The sequence below is a fragment of the Ureibacillus sp. MALMAid1270 genome, assembly GCF_049202975.1.
GTDB lineage: Bacteria > Bacillota > Bacilli > Bacillales_A > Planococcaceae > Ureibacillus.
The window spans coordinates 38,986-58,451 of record NZ_JBMIRP010000093.1; the positions used below are offsets into that span (position 1 = coordinate 38,986).

Annotated in this window: 18 protein-coding genes; 13 read left to right on the forward strand and 5 right to left on the reverse strand. The window is 33.6% G+C overall.

Annotated elements, in window-relative coordinates:
* Positions 1-5 precede the first annotated feature (5 nt).
* The 7 genes from walK (at position 6) to rlmH (ending at position 7,460) form a co-directional block, all read left to right on the forward strand.
* Positions 6-1,841, forward strand: coding sequence for a cell wall metabolism sensor histidine kinase WalK (gene walK, locus ACOQFO_RS12800; protein ID WP_421690058.1), 1,836 nt, complete (start codon positions 6-8; stop codon positions 1,839-1,841).
* The gene (locus ACOQFO_RS12805; RefSeq protein ID WP_421690059.1) at positions 1,832-3,160 is read left to right on the forward strand and encodes a YycH family regulatory protein; all 1,329 of its coding nucleotides are present in this window, start codon (positions 1,832-1,834) and stop codon (positions 3,158-3,160) included. The genes walK and ACOQFO_RS12805 overlap by 10 nt, the downstream gene beginning before the upstream one ends.
* Entirely contained in the window at positions 3,147-3,962 is an 816-nt protein-coding gene (locus ACOQFO_RS12810; RefSeq protein ID WP_421690060.1) for a two-component system regulatory protein YycI, read from the forward strand. Before ACOQFO_RS12805 ends, ACOQFO_RS12810 begins: the two co-directional genes overlap by 14 nt.
* Before the next feature lie 11 nt (positions 3,963-3,973).
* Positions 3,974-4,762, forward strand: coding sequence for an MBL fold metallo-hydrolase (locus tag ACOQFO_RS12815; protein ID WP_421690061.1), 789 nt, complete (start codon positions 3,974-3,976; stop codon positions 4,760-4,762).
* 221 nt (positions 4,763-4,983) lie between these two features.
* Positions 4,984-6,333, forward strand: a complete 1,350-nt coding sequence (locus ACOQFO_RS12820) for a S1C family serine protease (protein ID WP_421690062.1) — start codon at positions 4,984-4,986, stop codon at positions 6,331-6,333.
* A 253-nt stretch (positions 6,334-6,586) separates the two neighbouring features.
* Positions 6,587-6,751, forward strand: coding sequence for a CxxH/CxxC protein (locus tag ACOQFO_RS12825; RefSeq protein ID WP_421690063.1), 165 nt, complete (start codon positions 6,587-6,589; stop codon positions 6,749-6,751).
* Positions 6,752-6,980: 229 nt separating this feature from the next.
* The gene (rlmH, locus tag ACOQFO_RS12830; protein ID WP_421690064.1) at positions 6,981-7,460 is read left to right on the forward strand and encodes a 23S rRNA (pseudouridine(1915)-N(3))-methyltransferase RlmH; all 480 of its coding nucleotides are present in this window, start codon (positions 6,981-6,983) and stop codon (positions 7,458-7,460) included.
* Positions 7,461-7,584: 124 nt separating this feature from the next.
* Here the strand turns inward: rlmH and ACOQFO_RS12835 are convergent, their stop codons facing one another.
* From ACOQFO_RS12835 to ACOQFO_RS12845, 3 genes are all read right to left on the reverse strand, one after another.
* Entirely contained in the window at positions 7,585-8,952 is a 1,368-nt protein-coding gene (locus ACOQFO_RS12835) for an MATE family efflux transporter (protein ID WP_421690065.1), read from the reverse strand.
* A 12-nt stretch (positions 8,953-8,964) separates the two neighbouring features.
* Positions 8,965-9,234, reverse strand: coding sequence for a metal-sensing transcriptional repressor (locus ACOQFO_RS12840; protein ID WP_421690066.1), 270 nt, complete (start codon positions 9,232-9,234; stop codon positions 8,965-8,967).
* A gap of 337 nt (positions 9,235-9,571) precedes the next feature.
* Positions 9,572-9,961: a helix-turn-helix domain-containing protein gene (locus ACOQFO_RS12845; RefSeq protein ID WP_421690067.1), complete on the reverse strand. Its 390-nt coding sequence runs from the start codon at positions 9,959-9,961 to the stop codon at positions 9,572-9,574.
* A gap of 345 nt (positions 9,962-10,306) precedes the next feature.
* Here ACOQFO_RS12845 and ACOQFO_RS12850 point away from each other — a divergent pair, with 345 nt between their 5' ends.
* Complete coding sequence (locus tag ACOQFO_RS12850) at positions 10,307-12,073, forward strand: hypothetical protein (RefSeq protein ID WP_421690068.1); 1,767 nt, start codon at positions 10,307-10,309, stop codon at positions 12,071-12,073.
* 204 nt (positions 12,074-12,277) lie between these two features.
* On the opposite strand, the gene ACOQFO_RS12855 is transcribed toward ACOQFO_RS12850, so the two are convergent.
* Both ACOQFO_RS12855 and ACOQFO_RS12860 read right to left on the reverse strand, forming a co-directional pair.
* Complete coding sequence (locus ACOQFO_RS12855; RefSeq protein ID WP_421690069.1) at positions 12,278-13,729, reverse strand: ATP-binding protein; 1,452 nt, start codon at positions 13,727-13,729, stop codon at positions 12,278-12,280.
* 171 nt (positions 13,730-13,900) lie between these two features.
* Entirely contained in the window at positions 13,901-14,140 is a 240-nt protein-coding gene (locus tag ACOQFO_RS12860; protein WP_421690070.1) for a hypothetical protein, read from the reverse strand.
* A 391-nt stretch (positions 14,141-14,531) separates the two neighbouring features.
* Between ACOQFO_RS12860 and ACOQFO_RS12865 the strand changes: the two genes are divergently transcribed.
* The 5 genes from ACOQFO_RS12865 to ACOQFO_RS12885 are packed head-to-tail and all read left to right on the forward strand — an operon-like array spanning position 14,532 to position 19,424.
* Positions 14,532-15,098 (forward strand): restriction endonuclease subunit S, encoded by a 567-nt coding sequence (locus ACOQFO_RS12865; RefSeq protein WP_421690071.1) that lies wholly within the window; start codon positions 14,532-14,534, stop codon positions 15,096-15,098.
* Positions 15,099-15,112: 14 nt separating this feature from the next.
* On the forward strand, positions 15,113-16,642 hold the full coding sequence (locus tag ACOQFO_RS12870; RefSeq protein ID WP_421690072.1) for a type I restriction-modification system subunit M: 1,530 nt from the start codon (positions 15,113-15,115) through the stop codon (positions 16,640-16,642).
* A gap of 34 nt (positions 16,643-16,676) precedes the next feature.
* Entirely contained in the window at positions 16,677-17,174 is a 498-nt protein-coding gene (locus tag ACOQFO_RS12875; RefSeq protein ID WP_421690073.1) for a hypothetical protein, read from the forward strand.
* A gap of 14 nt (positions 17,175-17,188) precedes the next feature.
* A complete protein-coding gene (locus tag ACOQFO_RS12880) occupies positions 17,189-18,193 on the forward strand; it encodes a virulence RhuM family protein (protein WP_421690074.1) in 1,005 nt (334 codons plus the stop codon).
* Between the two features lies 1 nt (position 18,194).
* Positions 18,195-19,424, forward strand: coding sequence for a restriction endonuclease subunit S (locus ACOQFO_RS12885; RefSeq protein WP_421690075.1), 1,230 nt, complete (start codon positions 18,195-18,197; stop codon positions 19,422-19,424).
* Positions 19,425-19,466 lie beyond the last annotated feature (42 nt).

Consider the following 19,466-nt stretch of genomic DNA (forward strand, 5'->3'; position numbering starts at 1 on the left):
ATTAAATGCAAAAAGTAAGTTTTTTTAATTCCATCCATGTAAAGCTCGTACTAATTTATGTACTTTTAATCATTATCGCTTTGCAAATTATTGGACTCTATTTTTCAAAAGAATTAGAAGAAAACTTAAAAATGAATTTCCAAGATTCTATCTTTCAACGAATTGATTTAGTTCAATATAGTATTCGTGAAGAAATGCTTAAAGAGCGAGATGAAAATTCCCCATCAATCGGACAAAGCTTAAGTGTAATCATTCGGGAATTTGCTACTGGTGATATTAATGAAATTCGCGTAATTGATGATCGAAATCGCGTATTAGCAACATCAGATATTAGCAACCAGTCCATAGTGGGGCAACGGGGTAATCATGAAATTGTTAACCAATCCATAACAGCACAAACAGCAATCGATAAAATCGTGTTCGATGCGGAAACACAAAAGCGAGTTTGGATTCTTGCTACGCCTATTTTTGAAAGTGTTGCTCCTAATGGAGAAATTCTAGGAACAATCTACATTGAATCGAATATCGAAAATGTATTTGACCAAGTAAACGATATCAACCGTATTTTTGCAGTTGGAACAGCAATCTCACTTGTCATCACCATTATTCTTGGAATTCTAATTGCAAGAACAATTACAGGACCAATTTCTGATATGAGGAAACAAGCACAAGCGATGTCTAGAGGAAATTTCTCTAGAAAGGTTCGTGTTTATGGTAATGATGAGATTGGACAGTTAGCGATTGCATTTAACCACTTAACAAATCGACTTCAAGAAGCACAATCTACAACAGAAGCTGAGAGAAGAAAACTTGCTTCTGTATTAAGTAACATGACAGACGGGGTTATTGCGACAGATCGAAAAGGAAAAGTAATACTCATCAATGACCCAGCGCTTAGTTTCCTTAAAATTTCACGAGATGCAACGTTGAATCGTCCAATCGCTTCAGTTCTTGGATTAGAAAAAGATTATAGCTTTGAAGACTTAATTAATATGAAAGAATCTATAAACTTAGATTTTAGTACCAGTGAAACTAGATTTATATTGCGTGCGAACTTCTCAGTGATACAAAAAGAAACAGGATTTGTGAATGGTCTCATTACCGTATTACACGATATAACTGAGCAAGAAAAGATCGAAATGGAAAGACGTGAATTTGTATCGAATGTATCTCACGAATTACGTACTCCTTTAACAACAATGCGAAGTTATTTAGAGGCATTAGCAGATGGTGCATGGCGGGACGAAAATATAGCACCAGCCTTTTTAAATGTTACACAAACAGAAACAGAGCGCATGATTCGATTAGTAAATGATTTATTACAACTATCTAAAATGGATAGTCGCGAATACGATCTAAACAAGGAATTTGTTGAGTTCAATAAATTCTTTAACCGCATTATAGATCGTTTTGAACTGTCAAAATCACAAAATGTTGAATTTAAAAGATATTTACCTGAAGAATCTTATTTTGTTGAAATCGATACGGATAAGTTAACTCAAGTAATTGATAACATTATTTCAAATGCACTTAAATATTCACCAGATGGTGGCAATATTCGATTTGGTGTAACAGTACAAGAAAATTTACTTAAAGTTATGATTTCAGATGATGGAATGGGTATACCGAAAGAAAATGTCGGACGAATTTTCGATCGATTTTATCGTGTTGACCGTGCTAGGTCACGTGCTATGGGAGGTACTGGTTTAGGACTAGCTATAGCGAAAGAAATGATCGAAGCTCATGGAGGAAGTATTTGGGCAGAAAGTGAGGAAGGAGTAGGTACAACTGTTTTCTTCACATTGCCATATGAATTAGAAGAGGCGGGTGAATGGGATTGAAGGTAGTTGAACTATTAAAATCTATTGTTTTAACAGTCTTAGTCCTATTGAGCCTTGTTTTAACTTTTTCTATCTGGAATTATACTCCAACTTTACAAACAATTGATGATACTAAAATGAATCAGATCATATTAGGAACAGAAAAAAAACTAAATGATGTCATTAAACCATACCGCATTCTTTTTAAAGATGAAGGGAACTTTCACGGTACTGTTAACTCCATTGAAATTAACAGTATTTTATCTCAATTAGTTGGTTGGAAATCATCTAACGTAACATTTATCCAAAGTCATTTAACTGAACAACAGATAAATAATTTAACGAACGGCGATAAACGAATTACATTTTTCTATGACACAGAAGTACCTCTTAAGATTTTGAATTCAATGTTATTTCTAACGCAAGATGAATTACCAGAAGCCACTTTTAATCGTCTCATAATTGATTGGAGTTCATTGAATTCAAAGAATAGTATTGAAATGCATTTTATTAATAGTGAAGTAGGGACTCATTATAGAGCGGATGTGTTGATGGAGTCTGAATCATTCCTAAACGCGTTTATTCAATCATCGACTAGTTTACAAGCTTACGCTGAAATAGCACGTGGTAATGCGCTCTCTTTATATGTTCCAACAGATCCAATAGAATTATTAAATTTAACTTATACAATTGGTGAAGTTTCACCAAGTACATTCAAAGATATTCTATTTATCGAACCGAGTATTGTTCAAAGAAGCTTAGATAGTGCAACATCCGAAAAATATATCGATGGGATGGCTTTGATGACGGTAGATACAAATACTAGGGTTTTAAATTATGTCTATCCAGCTTCCGAAAGTATTGGAGATATCCCTGTTTCAAAACTTATTCGAGATAGTTTTGAATTTATCAATGAACATGGTGGATTTACAGGAGATTATCGATTAAAAACTACGAATGCTTCAAGACACATCGTTGAATATCAGCTTTACTTACAAGGTTTACCGGTTTTTAGTAGTATCACTTCTACGAAAATTTCTACCACATGGGGAGACAATCAAATTTTCCGTTATCGAAGACCATATTACTTTTTAGATTCTAATATTTCTTCAGAGAAAAACATTGTCAATCTTCCATCTGGCATAGAAATGATTGATACGATTAAGCGTTCCAAAAACATAAAATTAGAAAGTCTTGATGAACTCTATATAGGCTACTATTTTACGCAAATAAGTGAAAGTGGATATACACTTGAACCAAGATGGTTTGCAATTATTAATGGCAACTGGGTAAGTCTGTCATCTGAAATACTAGGAGGTGATGAATATGGATTGGAGTAAGTCAAAATCGATATTCATCATTGTGTTCCTTATCTTAGATATTTTCTTATATTCACTTTATCTAAATCGGCATACTGAGGCTCAAAAAGTTGAAGTACTTGGCGAGAAAACAATTGAAGCAAGATTAAAGGATGATAATATTACGTACACAACATTGCCGAATATTGAATTAGCGCCATATATATCTGGTAGTGTAAAACATTTTACTAATGAAGAAATGCAAGCTTTTAATAATCATGAAGTATTGATTGAAAATGAAACGAAAATCATTGTGACTTTAGATCAACCTGTTCCAATAACAGATGTTGAAGATCCTGCAAGTTATGTTGACTTCCTACAAACCTATATTATTGATGGTACATCCTATGGATTATGGGAAATCGATAAGACAAATCAATCCGCAACATTCTTTCAACGGATTAACAACCGTACAATCTATTATAATAATCATGGCATGGTCAAAGTCTATTGGAATGCGAACAATGAAATCTATCAGTATGAACAAACCTTACTATTAGACTTAGTTGAGTTTGAAGAGAAAGAGGAACTATGGTCGCCTATTCAAGTAATCCAAGTACTTTATTCTAGAGGATTATTAAAACCGGATTCTCAAATTACACTAGTGAAGCTAGGTTATTCAACCCTTGTGCAATTCACTCAAACTCAAGTTTTTGTACCAACATGGGAAATCCGCGTGATAAATAGCAGCGGTCAACAAGAAGAGTATTTTGTTAATGCGGTAGAAGGTAAAGTAATTGATGTACAATTCGATCAATCAAAAGTAGAAGAAGATGAAGAATAGGGAGTAATATTATGCGTTTTAGTGTTTTAGCAAGTGGCAGTTCTGGAAATGCAATCTACGTAGAAAATGATGATCATGCATTTCTAGTAGATGTGGGATTAAGCGGTAAAAAGATGGAGCAACTATTTGCTAAAATTGATCGAGATATGAAAAAACTATCGGGCATACTTGTTACCCATGAACATAGTGATCATATAAAGGGACTTGGGGTAGTTGCTCGTAAGTATAAAGTTCCGATATATGCGAATGAAAAAACATGGCTCGCTATGGAAGATCATATCGGCAATATACCATGTGACCAACGTTTCTTATTTAACATGGAAACTGTTCAATCATTTGGTTCTCTAAGTATAGAATCTTTTGCTGTTTCACACGATGCTGCAGATCCAATGTTTTACGCTTTTCATGAAAATGATCGTAAACTCGTTGTTATAACAGATACAGGATATGTTAGTGATCGTATGAAAGGAATCATACGAGGCGCGGATTCTTATGTATTTGAAAGTAATCATGATATTGGCATGCTTCAAATGGGTCGTTATCCTTGGTCAGTCAAACGTCGTATTTTAAGCGACGTAGGACATGTTTCCAATGAGGATGCTGCTATTGCCATGAGTGAGGTCGTATTTGAAAAGCCAACTCAGATTTATTTAGCACATTTAAGTAAAGATAATAATATGAAAGACTTAGCAAGAATGAGTGTGACACAAACACTTCAATCATGTGGAATTATTACAGGTGAGTATGTACACCTTCATGACACGGATGCTGAAGAGCCAACTTTACTAGTTACTGTTTAAAACTGGACATGCTAGTTGAGATAGTTACATTAATATTAATTATTAAATTGATTATCAAGTAAAGTAAAATCGAATATCAATTTGGGTAATCTAAAAGTGGTTAGTCTCGAAAGTTTAACTTTCAGATAACCACTTTTTTAATTTTGTTTTAAATCATTTTCATGTAATTTTAATGTTTGATTTGTATCATAATAACAAAAGGAAAAGGAAGGATGAGCGATATGAGTAATTACAATGATTATGAAAATGAACATCAACGTTCGAATGATTTTAATAATGATCCGACGAATCCAAATAACCAGTTCAATCCAAATCAACAACAAAATATACATTTCACAAATCCTCAATACTCCCCCTTACAAGAACGTTTAAAGCGTGAAGAGGAAGAGGAAAACAAAAGAAAAGCAAATAAAAAAGGTGGCCATAAAGGTGGTTATTTTGTAAGTGCATTATCTGGTGTCATCGTCGGAGCATTAGTTATGTGGCTTTTACTGCCTTCTATGGTAGGACAACTACCTGGTGGATCAGCAAATTCAAATAATGAAACAGAAACACCTGTTGAACAGACTGCAACAGAAGTTACAACAGATATTACAAAAGCCGTTGAAAAGGTATCTGAGGCAGTTGTCGGTATCACAAATATTCAAGAGATTACAGATTTCTGGAATCAACGTTCTATGGAACAAGAAGCAGGTAGTGGTTCAGGTGTAATTTACAAAATTGAAGACGATAAAGCCTATGTCATTACGAACTATCATGTTGTAGAGAAAGCAAAACAATTGGAAGTTACATTAGCTGACGGAACAAAAGAAGAGGCTACTCTAGTTGGTAGTGATATTTGGACAGACTTAGCAGTCGTTTCGATTAGTAGTAAAAATGTTAAAACTGTTGCTGAATTCGGAGATTCTGATGTTTTAAAACAAGGTGAAACAGTAATTGCTATTGGTAACCCACTTGGACTAGATTTTTATGGATCAGTTACAACAGGAGTTATCTCTGGTAAAGATCGAGCTGTTCCAGTTGATTTAAACTCAGATGGTATGGAAGATTGGGAAACAGAAGTTTTACAAACCGATGCAGCGATTAATCCAGGTAATAGTGGTGGTGCCCTAGTTAATATTGCAGGGGATTTAATTGGTATTAACTCCATGAAAATTGCAGAATCAGCAGTAGAAGGTTTAGGTTTTGCAATTCCTATAAATTCAGTTATTCCAATTATTCAAGAGTTAGAGAAAAATGGTGAAGTGAAAAGACCAACAATGGGTATTGGACTTTTAGACCTAACAGATGTACCAGCATTCTATCAACAACAAACTTTAAAATTACCTGAAGAAGTGACAACAGGTGTCGTTGTATCTGAAGTAGTTCAAGGTTCAGCCGCAGACCGTGCAGGAGTTCAACAATATGATGTCATTGTTGAAATGGATGGTGAAAAGATTGAAAACGCCATTGATTTACGACAACATCTTTATAATGAAACGGAGATTGGTGATACTTTAACAATTAAAGTATATCGTCAAGGTAAATTGATGGAAATGCAATTGAAACTAACAGAGGGAACTAGCGTATAAAGAATAGTTCACTTCTGCACCAAATCCAGTAATAGAGTTATACACATAAGCACATAACGATTTATTTTACACAATTTAAATTTGTATTTGTGGATAACAATTAAAAATAAAATAAACTTTTGCACAAGGAGTAGTGAGAGAATATCCTTTTCTTTCCTACTCCTTTTTTGTTTGATACAATAGCTTGTGGATAAATTAGAGCATAGTGTGAATAACTATGTGGAAATTTAACAAAAGAAAAGAGGTTTACGTTTTGGAGAAATATAGCTGCGAAACGCATATAAATCAGGCTTTAGATATGTTTGTTGCTGAGACTGGAGAGTTTCCAATCCTGGATAAAATCAACGAGAAAAATGAGTTACCCACAAAATGTTCTTATTGTGAAGAAGAGGCAACATATATAGTATCAAGAAAATAACTTTACACAATATATTGAAATTAATTGTGGGTAATGTGGATAACTCTGGGGATAAAGTGTTTGTAAATAAATTGTAAATGTGAATAAGCTGTGTATAGCTAAAAATTCACAGTGGGAAATAATTATAAAATCAATATTTTATTGAGTTTAGCATTTTGGGAAATACAAACCTGTATAATCCTATTATGTGGATTAATAAGTTTTGCTCAATTGTAAAGGTGGATAAGTTGTGAATATCACAATCGTTTCAGTAGGAAAGTTAAAAGAGAAATACTTAAAAATGGGGATAGATGAATATGTAAAGCGTTTAGGTGCATATGCAAAAGTGGAGATAGTAGAAGTTCCTGATGAAAAAGCACCTGAACAGTTAAGTGAAGCGGAAATGGAAATCGTGAAGAAAAAAGAAGGGGAACGAATCCTCTCTAAAATCAGTGATGGAGTGCATGTAATCGCCCTAGCAATCGAAGGTAAAATGAAATCTTCCGAAGAAATGGCAAGGGATTTAGAGTCACTTATGACATATGGAACAAGTAAGATAGCCTTTGTCATTGGTGGATCACTTGGCTTGCATGAAGATGTCATGAAACGCGCGGATGAAAAGCTTAGCTTTGGGAAAATGACACTACCTCATCAGTTAATGAAGCTCGTGTTGGTGGAGCAGATTTATCGAAGTTTTAGGATTATTAAAGGTGAACCGTATCATAAATAGTGGTAAAACAAAGGGTGGAAGTATTAGTAAACAAAGATTACTTAGATAAACTGAAACTTTAAAAAATAGACTTATTAAACAGATATAAAAGGTGCCCAAAATAAAAACTTTTAGGCACCTATCTTTATTCTAGACTGAGTTTAATACGGTTTTTATTTATCCATTGGTTCTTATGGATTTTCCTAAATAATAATACTGCCCTAAATAGATTATCTAATCCAATTGCAATCCATATACCCGCTATACCCATTCCAAGCCAAATTCCTAATACATATACACCAACTGTGCGGATTAGCCAAATTCCTATAGTAGTCAAATAGAGAGGATACTTAGAATTTTCTGCTCCTTGAAACACTCCAGTAAGAATTAATACAACTGCTAGTATAGGTTGTATAAATGCATCAATCTTCAAGGCTATTGCAATTTGTTGGATTACCTCGTTGTCATTTGTAAAAAATGTAGCAGTCCATTCACCAAACAAGAATAAAAATAAGCCGAAAATGGACATGAAGCCAACACCAAGAGCGGTAGAATAATAGGCTGTTTTTTTTGCAAACTCGTATTGTTTTGATCCTATCATTTCTCCAACTAGTGTTGTTGCTGCTGTAGCAAAACCATAACCAATCATATATGAAAAAATTTCTATATTTCCTGCAATTTGGTGAGCAGCAAAGGTCTCAGTACCAAGTTTAACAATAAAACCAAAATACAAAACTTGACCTATCCTCATCGCTAAACGCTCAGCCATAGCAGGAGTACCAAGTTGGATCAACTCTTTTTGAAGTTCTTTATCCCAAGACCAATTGGTAAAATTTATTTTACTTCCTACTGATGATTTTTTGACATGATAGAAAAGAATAATAACACCTATTAATCTAGCAATAACAGTAGCCCATGCTGCTCCTGCAATTCCTAAAGAAGGAATAAACCAAAAACCAAATATTAGAACGTAATCTAAAATAATATTAATAATATTAATTAGAATAGTTACCTTCATAGGTGTCTTAGTATCTTTAGTTCCCCTTAAAATACTGCTTAAGCCAAACATTAAAGAAATTAGTACAGATGGGATTGCAACAATTTTAAAGTAAAGGACACCTTGCTCTAACACTGTATCTTCTATTCCCATAAGTCTAAGTAATAGTTCAGCAAAGATTAATGTAATAACGCCAAATATTAACCCAGTGATTATACTTAGTATTATGGACTGTTGAGCCATCTTTTCTGCTTTTTCATATTCTTTAGCACCATTGTATTTTGCTATGAATACATTTGTGGATATCCCAATAGACATAAAAACAGCAAAGTATATAGCAAGTATAGCATTTGATACACCTACAGCAGTTACTTCATTAATCCCAATTTGTGCAACGAAAAACGTGTCAACAAAGCCTAATATAGTCTGAAAGAAGTTTTCAATTACTGCGGGAATAGCAAGAACAATGATCATCTTTAAAATACTCTTATTGGAGTAATGATTATTATCAGACATTAAGTAATCTCCCTATCTTACAAATTTATCAATAGCATCATTTAAGTCTTTTAAAACCTCGTTATCTCCTTTCTTAATTGCATCAGTAACACATCCCTCAATATGGTCTTTTAATATTAGTTTTCCACAATTATCTAAAGCAGACCGTATAGCAGATATTTGTATAAGTAAATCACTGCAATCCCGGTCTTCTTTAGCCATTTCCTTGACTGAGCGGACATGACCTTCAATTCTTGCTAAACGGTTAACAATACTTTTTCTATGCTTATGATGACCAGACATTTCTACCTCCTAATAACCCCCTAGGGGGGATATGTGTAATTATATTATCAGGAAAATGATTTAGGACACAAATAAAATGAGTATTTGTGTGTATCGTTATAATTTTAACTTAGAAAATTAACGAAATTGGTCAATTGAATATAGTTAGAAAAACATTTGTATTACCAATGCCAAGTAGGAGAACCGTCACAAATAGTGGTAAACAGAGAGTGGAAATTGTTATTAATAAAGAGTGGATCGAAAAAATCTAGTTATTAGAAAAGTAAAGGAGCACACTCTTAATATAGACTGTGCTCTTTGTATTTCTAAGAATAATTTATTAACATAATTTCAAACTTTAATATGTACTTTCTTCTAACCTTTTAAGTGCCTTCTCATATGCAGCGTCTCTTTCCCTTTCTTCCCAATTGAGCCGTTGCAAAATTCGCTGCCAATATATATTACCTTCATCAGCATAAGATTTTGCAGTTTCCCTCCACAAATATGCTTCTGCCTCTTCAAGAACAATATAATGCCTGCTATGGATTTTAAAGTGAGGCATTCCATTTTCTTTAATTAAACTATATATGGAAGATGGGCTTGCTCGAAAATGATTTGCTGCTTCCTTAATTGTTAGGACAGTTCTACCGTAATAATTTTCTTTATTCTTTTTTGCAAGGTTCTTAATTTCATTAGAGAAAGTGGCTAATTCTTCTCTTATAATTTTTCTCAGAATCTCATCAATCATTTTTGGTTCCTCCTTTGATTTTTGAAAGTCTGTAATTTCAGACTGAATAGGGACAGAGGGACAGGTACAATGTCCTGACTTCAGAATAATTGAAAAGTGGGACGAGGTGCCTGTCCCCTCGTCCCAAAAAGGAAGGAACTTGTAAGTATTTTGCTAACAAGTTTCTTCCTTTTTCAAAACATATGTTCTTCTTTGTGGTATAATAAAAGGAGCGTACCAAAGGGTTGGGAATATCCTCAAGACCAATGGGGCTCCTTAACTATCGTTATTATTATTTGGTATACTTTAGATATTATATACATGTTCCAGGTGAAATGTCAACGAAAAATTACGGGGGTAAAATAAGTGGAAAGGCATTTAAACAATAGAGATATACTGCAATATGGGGACTTTAACTCAAATCAAGTATTTTTTATTCAACGTTGGATTGAACTTCTCAATATACATACTCATAGTAAATATGCAGTAAGATATTTGAATACTCATCAAGCTCTAAAAGAGTTAAACTATGTTTGTAAAGAAATGATTGAGGGTAACATAAAAAGGAATGATAATCATCTTTTTATTGTTTTTGAAGAAGTGAAGAAAGTTATTAATGGTGATGAAGTGCTTAAAAAGAATGCAGTTTCATATTCAAGAATTTTAGAAAACTCTCTTCAGAGAGCCCCAAAAGCAGAAAACATCACAAAGCTTTATTCAATTATTTATCAAGTTGAATATGTTATTCGATATATAGAAAAGCATTACTTGACATGGGTGATCACTGAAATAGACAGTTTGCTGTCAAATAGTGAAGAGCGGTTCGCAGAAATAGAAAATGCTATGCAAACCTTAGCGAGTGAACTGATGGGAAGGGGATGGTCCGTAGATGAATTATATTTGTCTGCCTTCGAATTATTATTGACAGCTGAGGATAGTGTTAGTAAAAAGTTTGAAAAGTTTTTTAGTAAGTTGAGTAGTGAACCACTGCCGTTTGTATTTTTATTCTCAGTAAAAAAGGATTTAGCAAAAGGTACAAAATCAAGATTAGTTGAATTGAAATTAGAAATTTTATCTGGTCAAGAAGTATTGAATACTTATTCTGACTATGAATTAGAAAATCATATTTCTAAGAATAAAGAGTATGTGAGGGTAGTATATGATTCCTTAGATGCCTATTCTGGTGTAAATAATGCTTGGCAAAAAATTGTCGGAAAATTAGATATATTAAACTTCTATGGGTTTCCTATTCCAGTTTTTGATACGTCACCTATCATACTGTTGCCCGATTCCCCTAAATACTTGCGAAATGTTGAAGTAGATTTGTCAACTAAGAAAAGAAAATTCAGGGCTCCAGATTCTATGATGAATAGAGTTCTGAATCAACTTGAGACTGGGGATAAAGAGGTTAATAGAAAGTTAAAAAGCTTATTTGAATTTACAAGAATAAGTGATGAATCTTTATCTCCTCAATCTACATTCATTAACCTGTGGATAGGTATTGAATCTTTTGTTCATTCAAGAGAATTTGAAGGTGGTATAGAGAATGTAAAAATGTTTGTTTCCTCCTTTTCAACTCATAACTATATTTATAGCCTAATTAAGAATTTTCTTGAAGATTGTAATCGTTGCGATGTGGAAATAATCTATAGAGAACGAAACTATAGAATAGGAAAACTGACTCCACAAGAAGCACTATCTCTTTTTTGGAATGAAGAGTTTCTCAATAATATGACAGCAGAGTTTGAAGATCATAATATCTTGCTATCTTACAGGCTTAGAGAGCTTTGCAATATATTAAAAGATGGTAAAAAATGTGCAACCCTTCTTGAAGAGCATAAAAAGAATGTTCAGCAACATGTTCATAGGTTGTATCGAATAAGAAACTCAATCGTACACTCTGGTCAAATGCAATACAATAATACAAATTTATTCTCAAAACATTTATATGAGTATATAGAGTATGCTATGTCTGTTGTCATGCATCGCTTAGAAGAAGATTCATCTGCAAGTTTGGAGCAGATTTTTGCACAAGTAAGAGATAGTGTTGATACTACAATTGAAACATTGAGTAATAGTAGACTTTTAGATCAAGACACATACATTAATCTTTTATTAAGAGGTGCTTTCTAAAACTGGATCATTCATTTTCTACGGAGTTGCACAAGCAGTTATCAAACAAACTCGATAATTGCTTGTGGGGAAAGTGAAACTTCGACTGGCTTTGTATCTTAACCATTGCCTTTAGATTGATACGGTGAACCGTATCATAAGTAAGTGCGGTTATGAGAAAGACCATTTAGAACATTGAAATGATAATGTTCTAAATGGTCAGTTTTAATTTTGATTTGCATACCCCTCCTTTTCGGCATTTCCAAGTAAGTATAAAAATGCGAATGCAGGAATTCGTATAACAGAGGTTGTAGTGGTATGTTTAGTAATACCATAATCGTCGTCATTTTTAGTAACGATAATAGCACCTTTAGTATTAGGGTCATTTGCCCATTGAACGATAGCTTCATTTTCAGAAATTGTAGAGTTTTGTCTGTATTTTACTTCAATTAAAATTCTTCCTATTGGGAATGATACTATAACATCAATTTCTTTTTGAGTTTTTGCATCTCTAAAGTAACAAATCTCTAATTGTTGTTTATAAAAGAATGTATGAATATGTTTATAAACAGCAGTTTCAATTATAATGCCCATTTCTAAAGGATCTGTTAATACTTCTTCTCCCAACATTAAAACAGCATTCCTGATTGCAGGGTCAGCTAAATAGATCTTAGGTTTTGATTTTAAAATTTTCTTCCCACTTAAATCTAATGGGCGGCTTGAGTAGATTAAATTTGCTTGTTCAAGTAACTCAATATAGTTACTAATAGTTTGTCGAGTTACGCCTACTTCTTTAGCAATTGTATCTTGTACCAATATGTTACTACTTGTCATACACAAATATAAAAAAATCTTTTCAAATTCAGCAACATTACGGACGTTGAATAGGGAAACGATATCTCTTTTTATGACTTTATCTACAACATCTTCTCTGATAATTTTTTGGGCGAAACTAATGTCATCGGTTAGAGCAATTTCAGGAAATCCTCCAATTAGTAAATAATTATGAAAATGTTTCTGTAAAGGCTTTAATGAAACCATTAAATCAGCTAATTCTTTTGGAGTTAATTGAGCAAGAGATGTAGGTTTAATTCCTAAAGGTAGTTTTGGTCGTTTAATATCTAAAAGTTCAATATATTCATAAAAGGAGAGTGTTGGTATTTTTATTTGAGTCCATCTACCAACACCACTTTCAGCCATTTTAGATGAAATAATTGGACTAGCTGACCCTGTAGCTAAGATTTTATATTGCGGATGTTGATCATAAAGTGTTTTTAACCAGGTGTCCCAATCGGGTGCATATTGAATTTCATCGAAGAATAGATACAATTCGTCCGTGTTGGATGAAATATTATTTTCAAAAACATCGATTATTTCTCCGATATTAGAAAATTTTAACATTGGATGGTCAAAAGATACATAAAGAATCTGTTTTGATGAAACAGTTTCAATTAATTCCTCCATCATTTGATACATAATTGTAGTTTTGCCAACTCGTCTTGGACCAGAAAGTATGATTTCACGACGTATTTGAGGATGATAAAAAATCTTTTTAGCTTCATAAAAGGCGAGTCTCTTAACAGGACGAGTTAAATTATCAGGAATTTTTTCTGTATTCCACCATGGATTGAAGCCAACTAATACTTTTAGTATTTGTTCTTGCGTAATAAAAGACATAAAATACACTCCACCTCAATTTATGTTAATTATATAATACATTTTATTCGTATAAATGTAAAATAAGAAGTTTATTTGTGGAGAAAAAACCGCCTTTACATCAGTTCCGGTGAACCTTACCACAAGTGAATGGCAAACAAAATATAAAGTTAATTTTAAATAATTACCTCATTAATAAATATACTTTAGTATAAGTACTTGAACATCTTTAAAAGCCACCATTAAATGGCGGGCATGGTACTTTTCCAGTTCAACACCAATGAGTAATTGTTTTTCCATCTCATCATGGAAGTTTAAAGAAGGAGAATGTTCAACGTATGGATTAAGTACATTGAAAAAACAGTTAACCCCATATAAATATAATAAAGTATTACAACTTCTAAATGATTTGAATATCAATTCAATCCTCATACCGAAAAACTCCGAGTAAATTAGAAAACCCATTAAACGCGCTGTACGAAAAATATGAATGAATTATGTTGACGAATCTATTTGCAACTAAATGCCGAGTATAATTGAAGTTCTAAGCGTAATTATCATTAGACGTATATTCAACATCGAGTTATATTGCAATTGTATTATTAATCGCAATATGTTTGTGCGTCTATTTCAAATTAGATTAGTGATTATAATAGCTATTCGATTAGAACTCGACATATATTCATTCCCCGCAATTGAAATCGTTGCCTTTGTAACGATTTTAAAAAATTCAAAAAACATTTTACAAACACAACCATTTCGTTATATGATGCATTTAACTTAATTGTTAAATGATTAATTTAACGAAATGGAGGTGTGAGTTTTGCTAATAGGAGATATTGCGGATATACGCTCAGGTATGGTCATTACGCGCAAAAAAGCGATGAATAAGAACGAAGTTAAAGCAATTTACGATATGTTTACTTTGAAAAACGTAGATTCACTAAATGAACCGTTCGAGCAATTTCAAAGTAATGATGTATTAAGTCCGCAACACTTTACAGAAGAAGGCGATATACTGTTTCGGCTAAACTATCCGTATTCGGCGACGTATATTGATGCATCGAAAAAGCAGTTACTAATCCCATCTACTTTTGCAGTAATCAAAGTACAGGTCGATCTCTTTTTACCTGAGTATGTGGCATGGTATTTGAATACAGGGTTTGTAAAGAAAGAGCTGGAAAAAGGTCAATCAGGAACGAAAATCCCGAGTACGAATAAGGCAACTTTAAATGCGATTCCAATTGAACAAATCGACATAGAAAAGCAACGAAATATCGTGCAATTGTACAAACTTCATTTACAAGAAAAACAGTTGCTAACAAGCTTAATAGAAGAAAAAGAAAAGCTATTCCAAGCACAAACAAATAAAGTACTTCAAGGAATGTAACAGGAGGAATTCACATGGCAGAAAAAGTTTCACAAGATCAAATCAATAGTATATTATGGCAGGCCGCGGATACATTCCGCGGAAAAATCGATTCAAGTATTTATAAGGACTACATTTTAACGATGATGTTCATTAAATATTTAAGTGATTCATATAAAGAGCATTTAGAAGAATACACAGAGCGTTATAACGGTGATGAACAACGTATTCAGCGCGCATTAACACGTGAGCGTTTTGTGTTAGATAATGAGTCAACTTTTGATTATCTGTATAGCAAACGTAATGATTCTGAAATCGGTGAAATCATCAATAAAGTTTTAGAGCGTATTGAAAATGAAAATACTGGTAAGCTTCGTGGCGTTTTCCGCAATATCGACTTCAATAGTGAAGCGATTTTAGGAAAAGCAAAAGAACGTAATGCGATGCTACGCACATTGTTAGAAGACATTAACAAGCTTAATTTAAAACCATCTGTTATTGGTGATGAAGATATTATCGGAAACGCTTATCAATATATGATTGAGCAATTCGCTTCGGATGCAGGGAAAAAGGGCGGTGAATTTTACACGCCAACTATGGCATCTGAGTTGTTAGCTCGTTTAGTAAAGCCAGAAGAAAATGACCGTATTTATGACCCAACATGTGGTTCAGGCTCATTATTAATTCGCGTTGCAAAGCAAGTACCAAATAATAAAGTGGCAATTTATGGTCAAGAGCGTAACGGCGCAACACATTCATTGGCATTAATGAACATGTATCTTCACGGAATTGATGATGCAAATATTGAATGGGGCGATACGTTAGCCAATCCGCTTCACTTAGAAGATGGCAAGCTAATGAAGTTCCAAAAGATTGTTGCGAACCCACCTTTCTCATTAGACAAATGGGCGATGGGCTTTGCAGGTGAAAGTAATTCAGATAGTAAATTTAAAATGGAAGCAAGTTTAGACCCACACCGCCGTTTTGAATGGGGCGTACCACCCACATCTAAAGGCGATTATGCTTTCGTACAACACATGCTTTATTCATTAGCTGAAAATGGAACAATGGCAACGATTTTGCCACATGGTGTGTTATTCCGTGGCGCAAGTGAAGGGAAAATTCGTCAACAAATCATTGAAATGAATTTATTGGATGCAGTAATTGGTTTACCAGAAGGGCTGTTCTACGGTACAAGTATTCCAGCATGTGTTCTTGTGTTCAAGAAAGGTCGCACGCGCAAAGATGTATTATTTATAGACGCATCAGGTGAAGGCAACTACGAAAAAGGGAAAAACCAAAACAAATTGCGCGAACAAGACCTACAAAAGATTGTAGCGACTTATGAAAAGCGCGAAACAATTGATAAATACTCATATGTAGCTACTATTGAGGAAATTAAAGAAAACGACTTTAATCTTAACATTCCTCGTTACGTTGACACATTCGAAGAGGAAGAGCCAGTTGATATGGAAGCAGTGAAGCAAAATATCGCGGACATCAAGAAGGAATTAGCAGTAGTAGAAGCCGAAATGGAGAAGTATTTGAAGGAGTTAGGGTTGTAACGATATAACTAATAATCACAAAGGGGAGTTAGGGATGTTAGCAAAAGCAGATTTTTATTATGGAGCATTCTTGTCACAATTAGTGAATAGCGGATTTGCTCCAGCTATTATTGAAAATAGCGACAAAAGGCGTATTTATAAATTAGCAACAAATTATGGGGATTTTAAAGTTTATACAAAATACGTATCAAAGCAAGCAAATAAAGGTCAAGACAAGCTGTGGCATTTTCCCTTTAATACAGATGAACTGAATAATATTTTGCAAGACGAATCTATTAATATGTTTGCGTTTATATGCGGAGTTGAAGATTTAGTAAATAGTGAAATAGCTATTTTGAATAGAGAGCAATTTAACCGATGCATAGGAATAGATTTCAAGACTGAAAATCGTAGAGTATCTGTTAAATCTGAGAAAGGATCATGGAATTATTTGTTATACGGAACAGGGCTCGAACTAAAAGTCGATGCGCAAAAAATTACAAAAAACTTTAGTAAAAGATTGAGCGAGTTTTCAATGGCTCCAGCGTTATAAATAGAGGTGATTTAATGTCAAATGAAACAAGCTTTTTAATGTACCAGACTGAAAATGGTGATACAAAAATCCAAGTGCGCTTAGAAGGTGAAACGGTTTGGATGACGCAAAAAGCAATGGCTGAGCTGTTTCAAAAAGGTGTTCCAACAATTAATGAACATATAAAAAATATTTATACTGAAGGCGAACTTGCCGAAGAAGCAACTATTCGGAAAAACCGAATAGTTCAAATTGAAGGTAGTCGAGAGGTAGAGAGAGAAGTAACTTTTTATAATCTTGAAATGATTATAGCAGTTGGTTACCGCGTTCGCTCACACCGCGGTACGCAATTTCGCCAATGGGTAACAGAGCGTTTAAATGAATATATGGTCAAAGGCTTCACTATGGACGATGAACGCCTAAAAGATATGCGTAATATTGGTTCAGATTACTTTGATGAATTACTTGAACGTATTCGCGATATTCGAGCTTCGGAAAGACGATTCTATCAAAAAATTACGGACATTTACGCAACATCAATTGATTATGATCCGAATTCAACTATTGCAAGAGATTTCTTTGCAACAGTTCAAAACAAGCTACATTTTGCCATTCATGGGCATACAACTTCTGAATTAATTGTAGAGCGCGCGGACGCAACGAAACCTAATATGGGTTTAACAAGCTGGAAAGGCGATAAAGTCCGCAAACATGATGTGACTGTTGCGAAAAATTACTTAACTCAAGAAGAACTAAGTGATTTAAATCGTATTGTTACGATGTATTTAGATTATGCTGAGTCGCAGGCGAAAAAGAAGAAGCCGATGTATATGAAGGACTGGGCACAAAAGTTGGATGCGTTTTTAGAATTTAATGAACATGATATTTTAACGAACGCAGGAAAAATTAGTGCAAAGCTGGCGGAACAATTTGCTAAGGAGCAATATGAAGTCTTCCATCAAAATCGATTAGCGGAGCCGAAGAAGGATGATTTTGAAGAGTATCTGGAACAAAACAGAAAAATAAAAGGAAGCGAGTAATATGGATCGAATAAATTCAAGTATGGTTTACCCAAATGATTGGGAAGAAAAAAAGCTGGGAGAGTTAGGAGCCTTTTTAAAAGGCAAAGGTATCTCTAAAGGCGATACCAAGGAAACAGGTTATCCGTGTGTTTTATATGGGGAAATCTATACACGCCATCATAATTATATAAAACAATTTTATTCTTTTATAGATGAAGAAACAGCTAAAAAAAGTATCGAAATTAAAAAAGATGATATATTGTTTGCTGGGTCTGGAGAAACAAAAGAAGAGATAGGGAAATCTGTTGCGTATTTGGATGATTCAGTTGCATATGCAGGTGGGGATATTATAATTTTGAGAACAAAAGGTATCAATAATCAGTATCTCGCATATACCCTAAATCATGGGAAGTTAGCAATAGAGAGAGCAAAATTAGGTCAAGGGCATTCGGTAGTCCATATTTATTCAAAAGAATTGGCAAACTTATCAATAAAACTACCCTCAAAAGATGAACAACAGAGAATAGTGTCTATATTATCTACTTGGGACAAAGCAATTGAACTAAAAGAAAAGTTAATCGAGCATAAAAAAGAGCAGAAAAAAGGGTTAATGGAAAGACTTTTGACAAGTAAACAGCGATTAAAAGGATTTGAAGAAGAGTGGGAATTAAAAAAAGTTAAAGATATAGCAGAAATATACTTAGGTTTGACGTATACGCCAAAATATGTTTCAGAAGGAGTTCCATTTTTATCTGTAAAAGATTTGGATGGTGATAAGCTTGATTTTAGTAATACTAAATATATAAGTCGTGAAGAATTTGAAAGCTCTACAAGTAATGCAAAGCCTTTAAAAGGAGATATTTTGTTTGGACGTGTAGGTACATTGGGTAATCCTATCGTCTTAAATGAAGATATGGCGTTTTGTATTTTTGTAAGTTTAGGTTTTTTAAGAATGAAAAATGAAAGTAGTCTGAACTATTTTGTAAAGTATTGGATGCAATCGAACTTATTTAAAAAACAAATTGAATCACAAGTTGCGGGTTCATCGCAAAAAAATTTAAATACTGGTTGGTTAAAAGAATTTGAATTGAAAATGCCTAATTTAAATGAGCAAAAAGCGATTGTAAAAGTATTAAGTGGAATGGATAATGAAGTGAATTTACTCAAGCAAGAGCTTAAATTATTAAAACAGCAAAGACAAGCACTTATGCAACAACTCTTAACAGGAAAAATCCGAGTGAAGGTTTAACGCCCTCGCTCTTTTCCTTCATTTATAGATTGGAGGTGGCGA

Bases quoted from the DNA above. Each gene is read 5' to 3' on its own strand.
- ACOQFO_RS12845 (WP_421690067.1), bottom strand. From the start codon at position 9,961: ATGATTGATGAGATTCTGAGAAAAATTATAAGAGAAGAATTAGCCACT.
- ACOQFO_RS12855 (WP_421690069.1), bottom strand. From the start codon at position 13,729: ATGTCTTTTATTACGCAAGAACAAATACTAAAAGTATTAGTTGGCTTC.
- ACOQFO_RS12805 (WP_421690059.1), top strand. From the start codon at position 1,832: ATGGGATTGAAGGTAGTTGAACTATTAAAATCTATTGTTTTAACAGTC.
- ACOQFO_RS12810 (WP_421690060.1), top strand. From the start codon at position 3,147: ATGGATTGGAGTAAGTCAAAATCGATATTCATCATTGTGTTCCTTATC.
- ACOQFO_RS12875 (WP_421690073.1), top strand. From the start codon at position 16,677: ATGTTAGCAAAAGCAGATTTTTATTATGGAGCATTCTTGTCACAATTA.
- ACOQFO_RS12835 (WP_421690065.1), bottom strand. From the start codon at position 8,952: ATGTCTGATAATAATCATTACTCCAATAAGAGTATTTTAAAGATGATC.
- ACOQFO_RS12860 (WP_421690070.1), bottom strand. From the start codon at position 14,140: ATGAGGATTGAATTGATATTCAAATCATTTAGAAGTTGTAATACTTTA.
- ACOQFO_RS12820 (WP_421690062.1), top strand. From the start codon at position 4,984: ATGAGTAATTACAATGATTATGAAAATGAACATCAACGTTCGAATGAT.
- walK (WP_421690058.1), top strand. From the start codon at position 6: ATGCAAAAAGTAAGTTTTTTTAATTCCATCCATGTAAAGCTCGTACTA.
- ACOQFO_RS12815 (WP_421690061.1), top strand. From the start codon at position 3,974: ATGCGTTTTAGTGTTTTAGCAAGTGGCAGTTCTGGAAATGCAATCTAC.
- ACOQFO_RS12885 (WP_421690075.1), top strand. From the start codon at position 18,195: ATGGATCGAATAAATTCAAGTATGGTTTACCCAAATGATTGGGAAGAA.
- ACOQFO_RS12880 (WP_421690074.1), top strand. From the start codon at position 17,189: ATGTCAAATGAAACAAGCTTTTTAATGTACCAGACTGAAAATGGTGAT.
- ACOQFO_RS12840 (WP_421690066.1), bottom strand. From the start codon at position 9,234: ATGTCTGGTCATCATAAGCATAGAAAAAGTATTGTTAACCGTTTAGCA.
- ACOQFO_RS12870 (WP_421690072.1), top strand. From the start codon at position 15,113: ATGGCAGAAAAAGTTTCACAAGATCAAATCAATAGTATATTATGGCAG.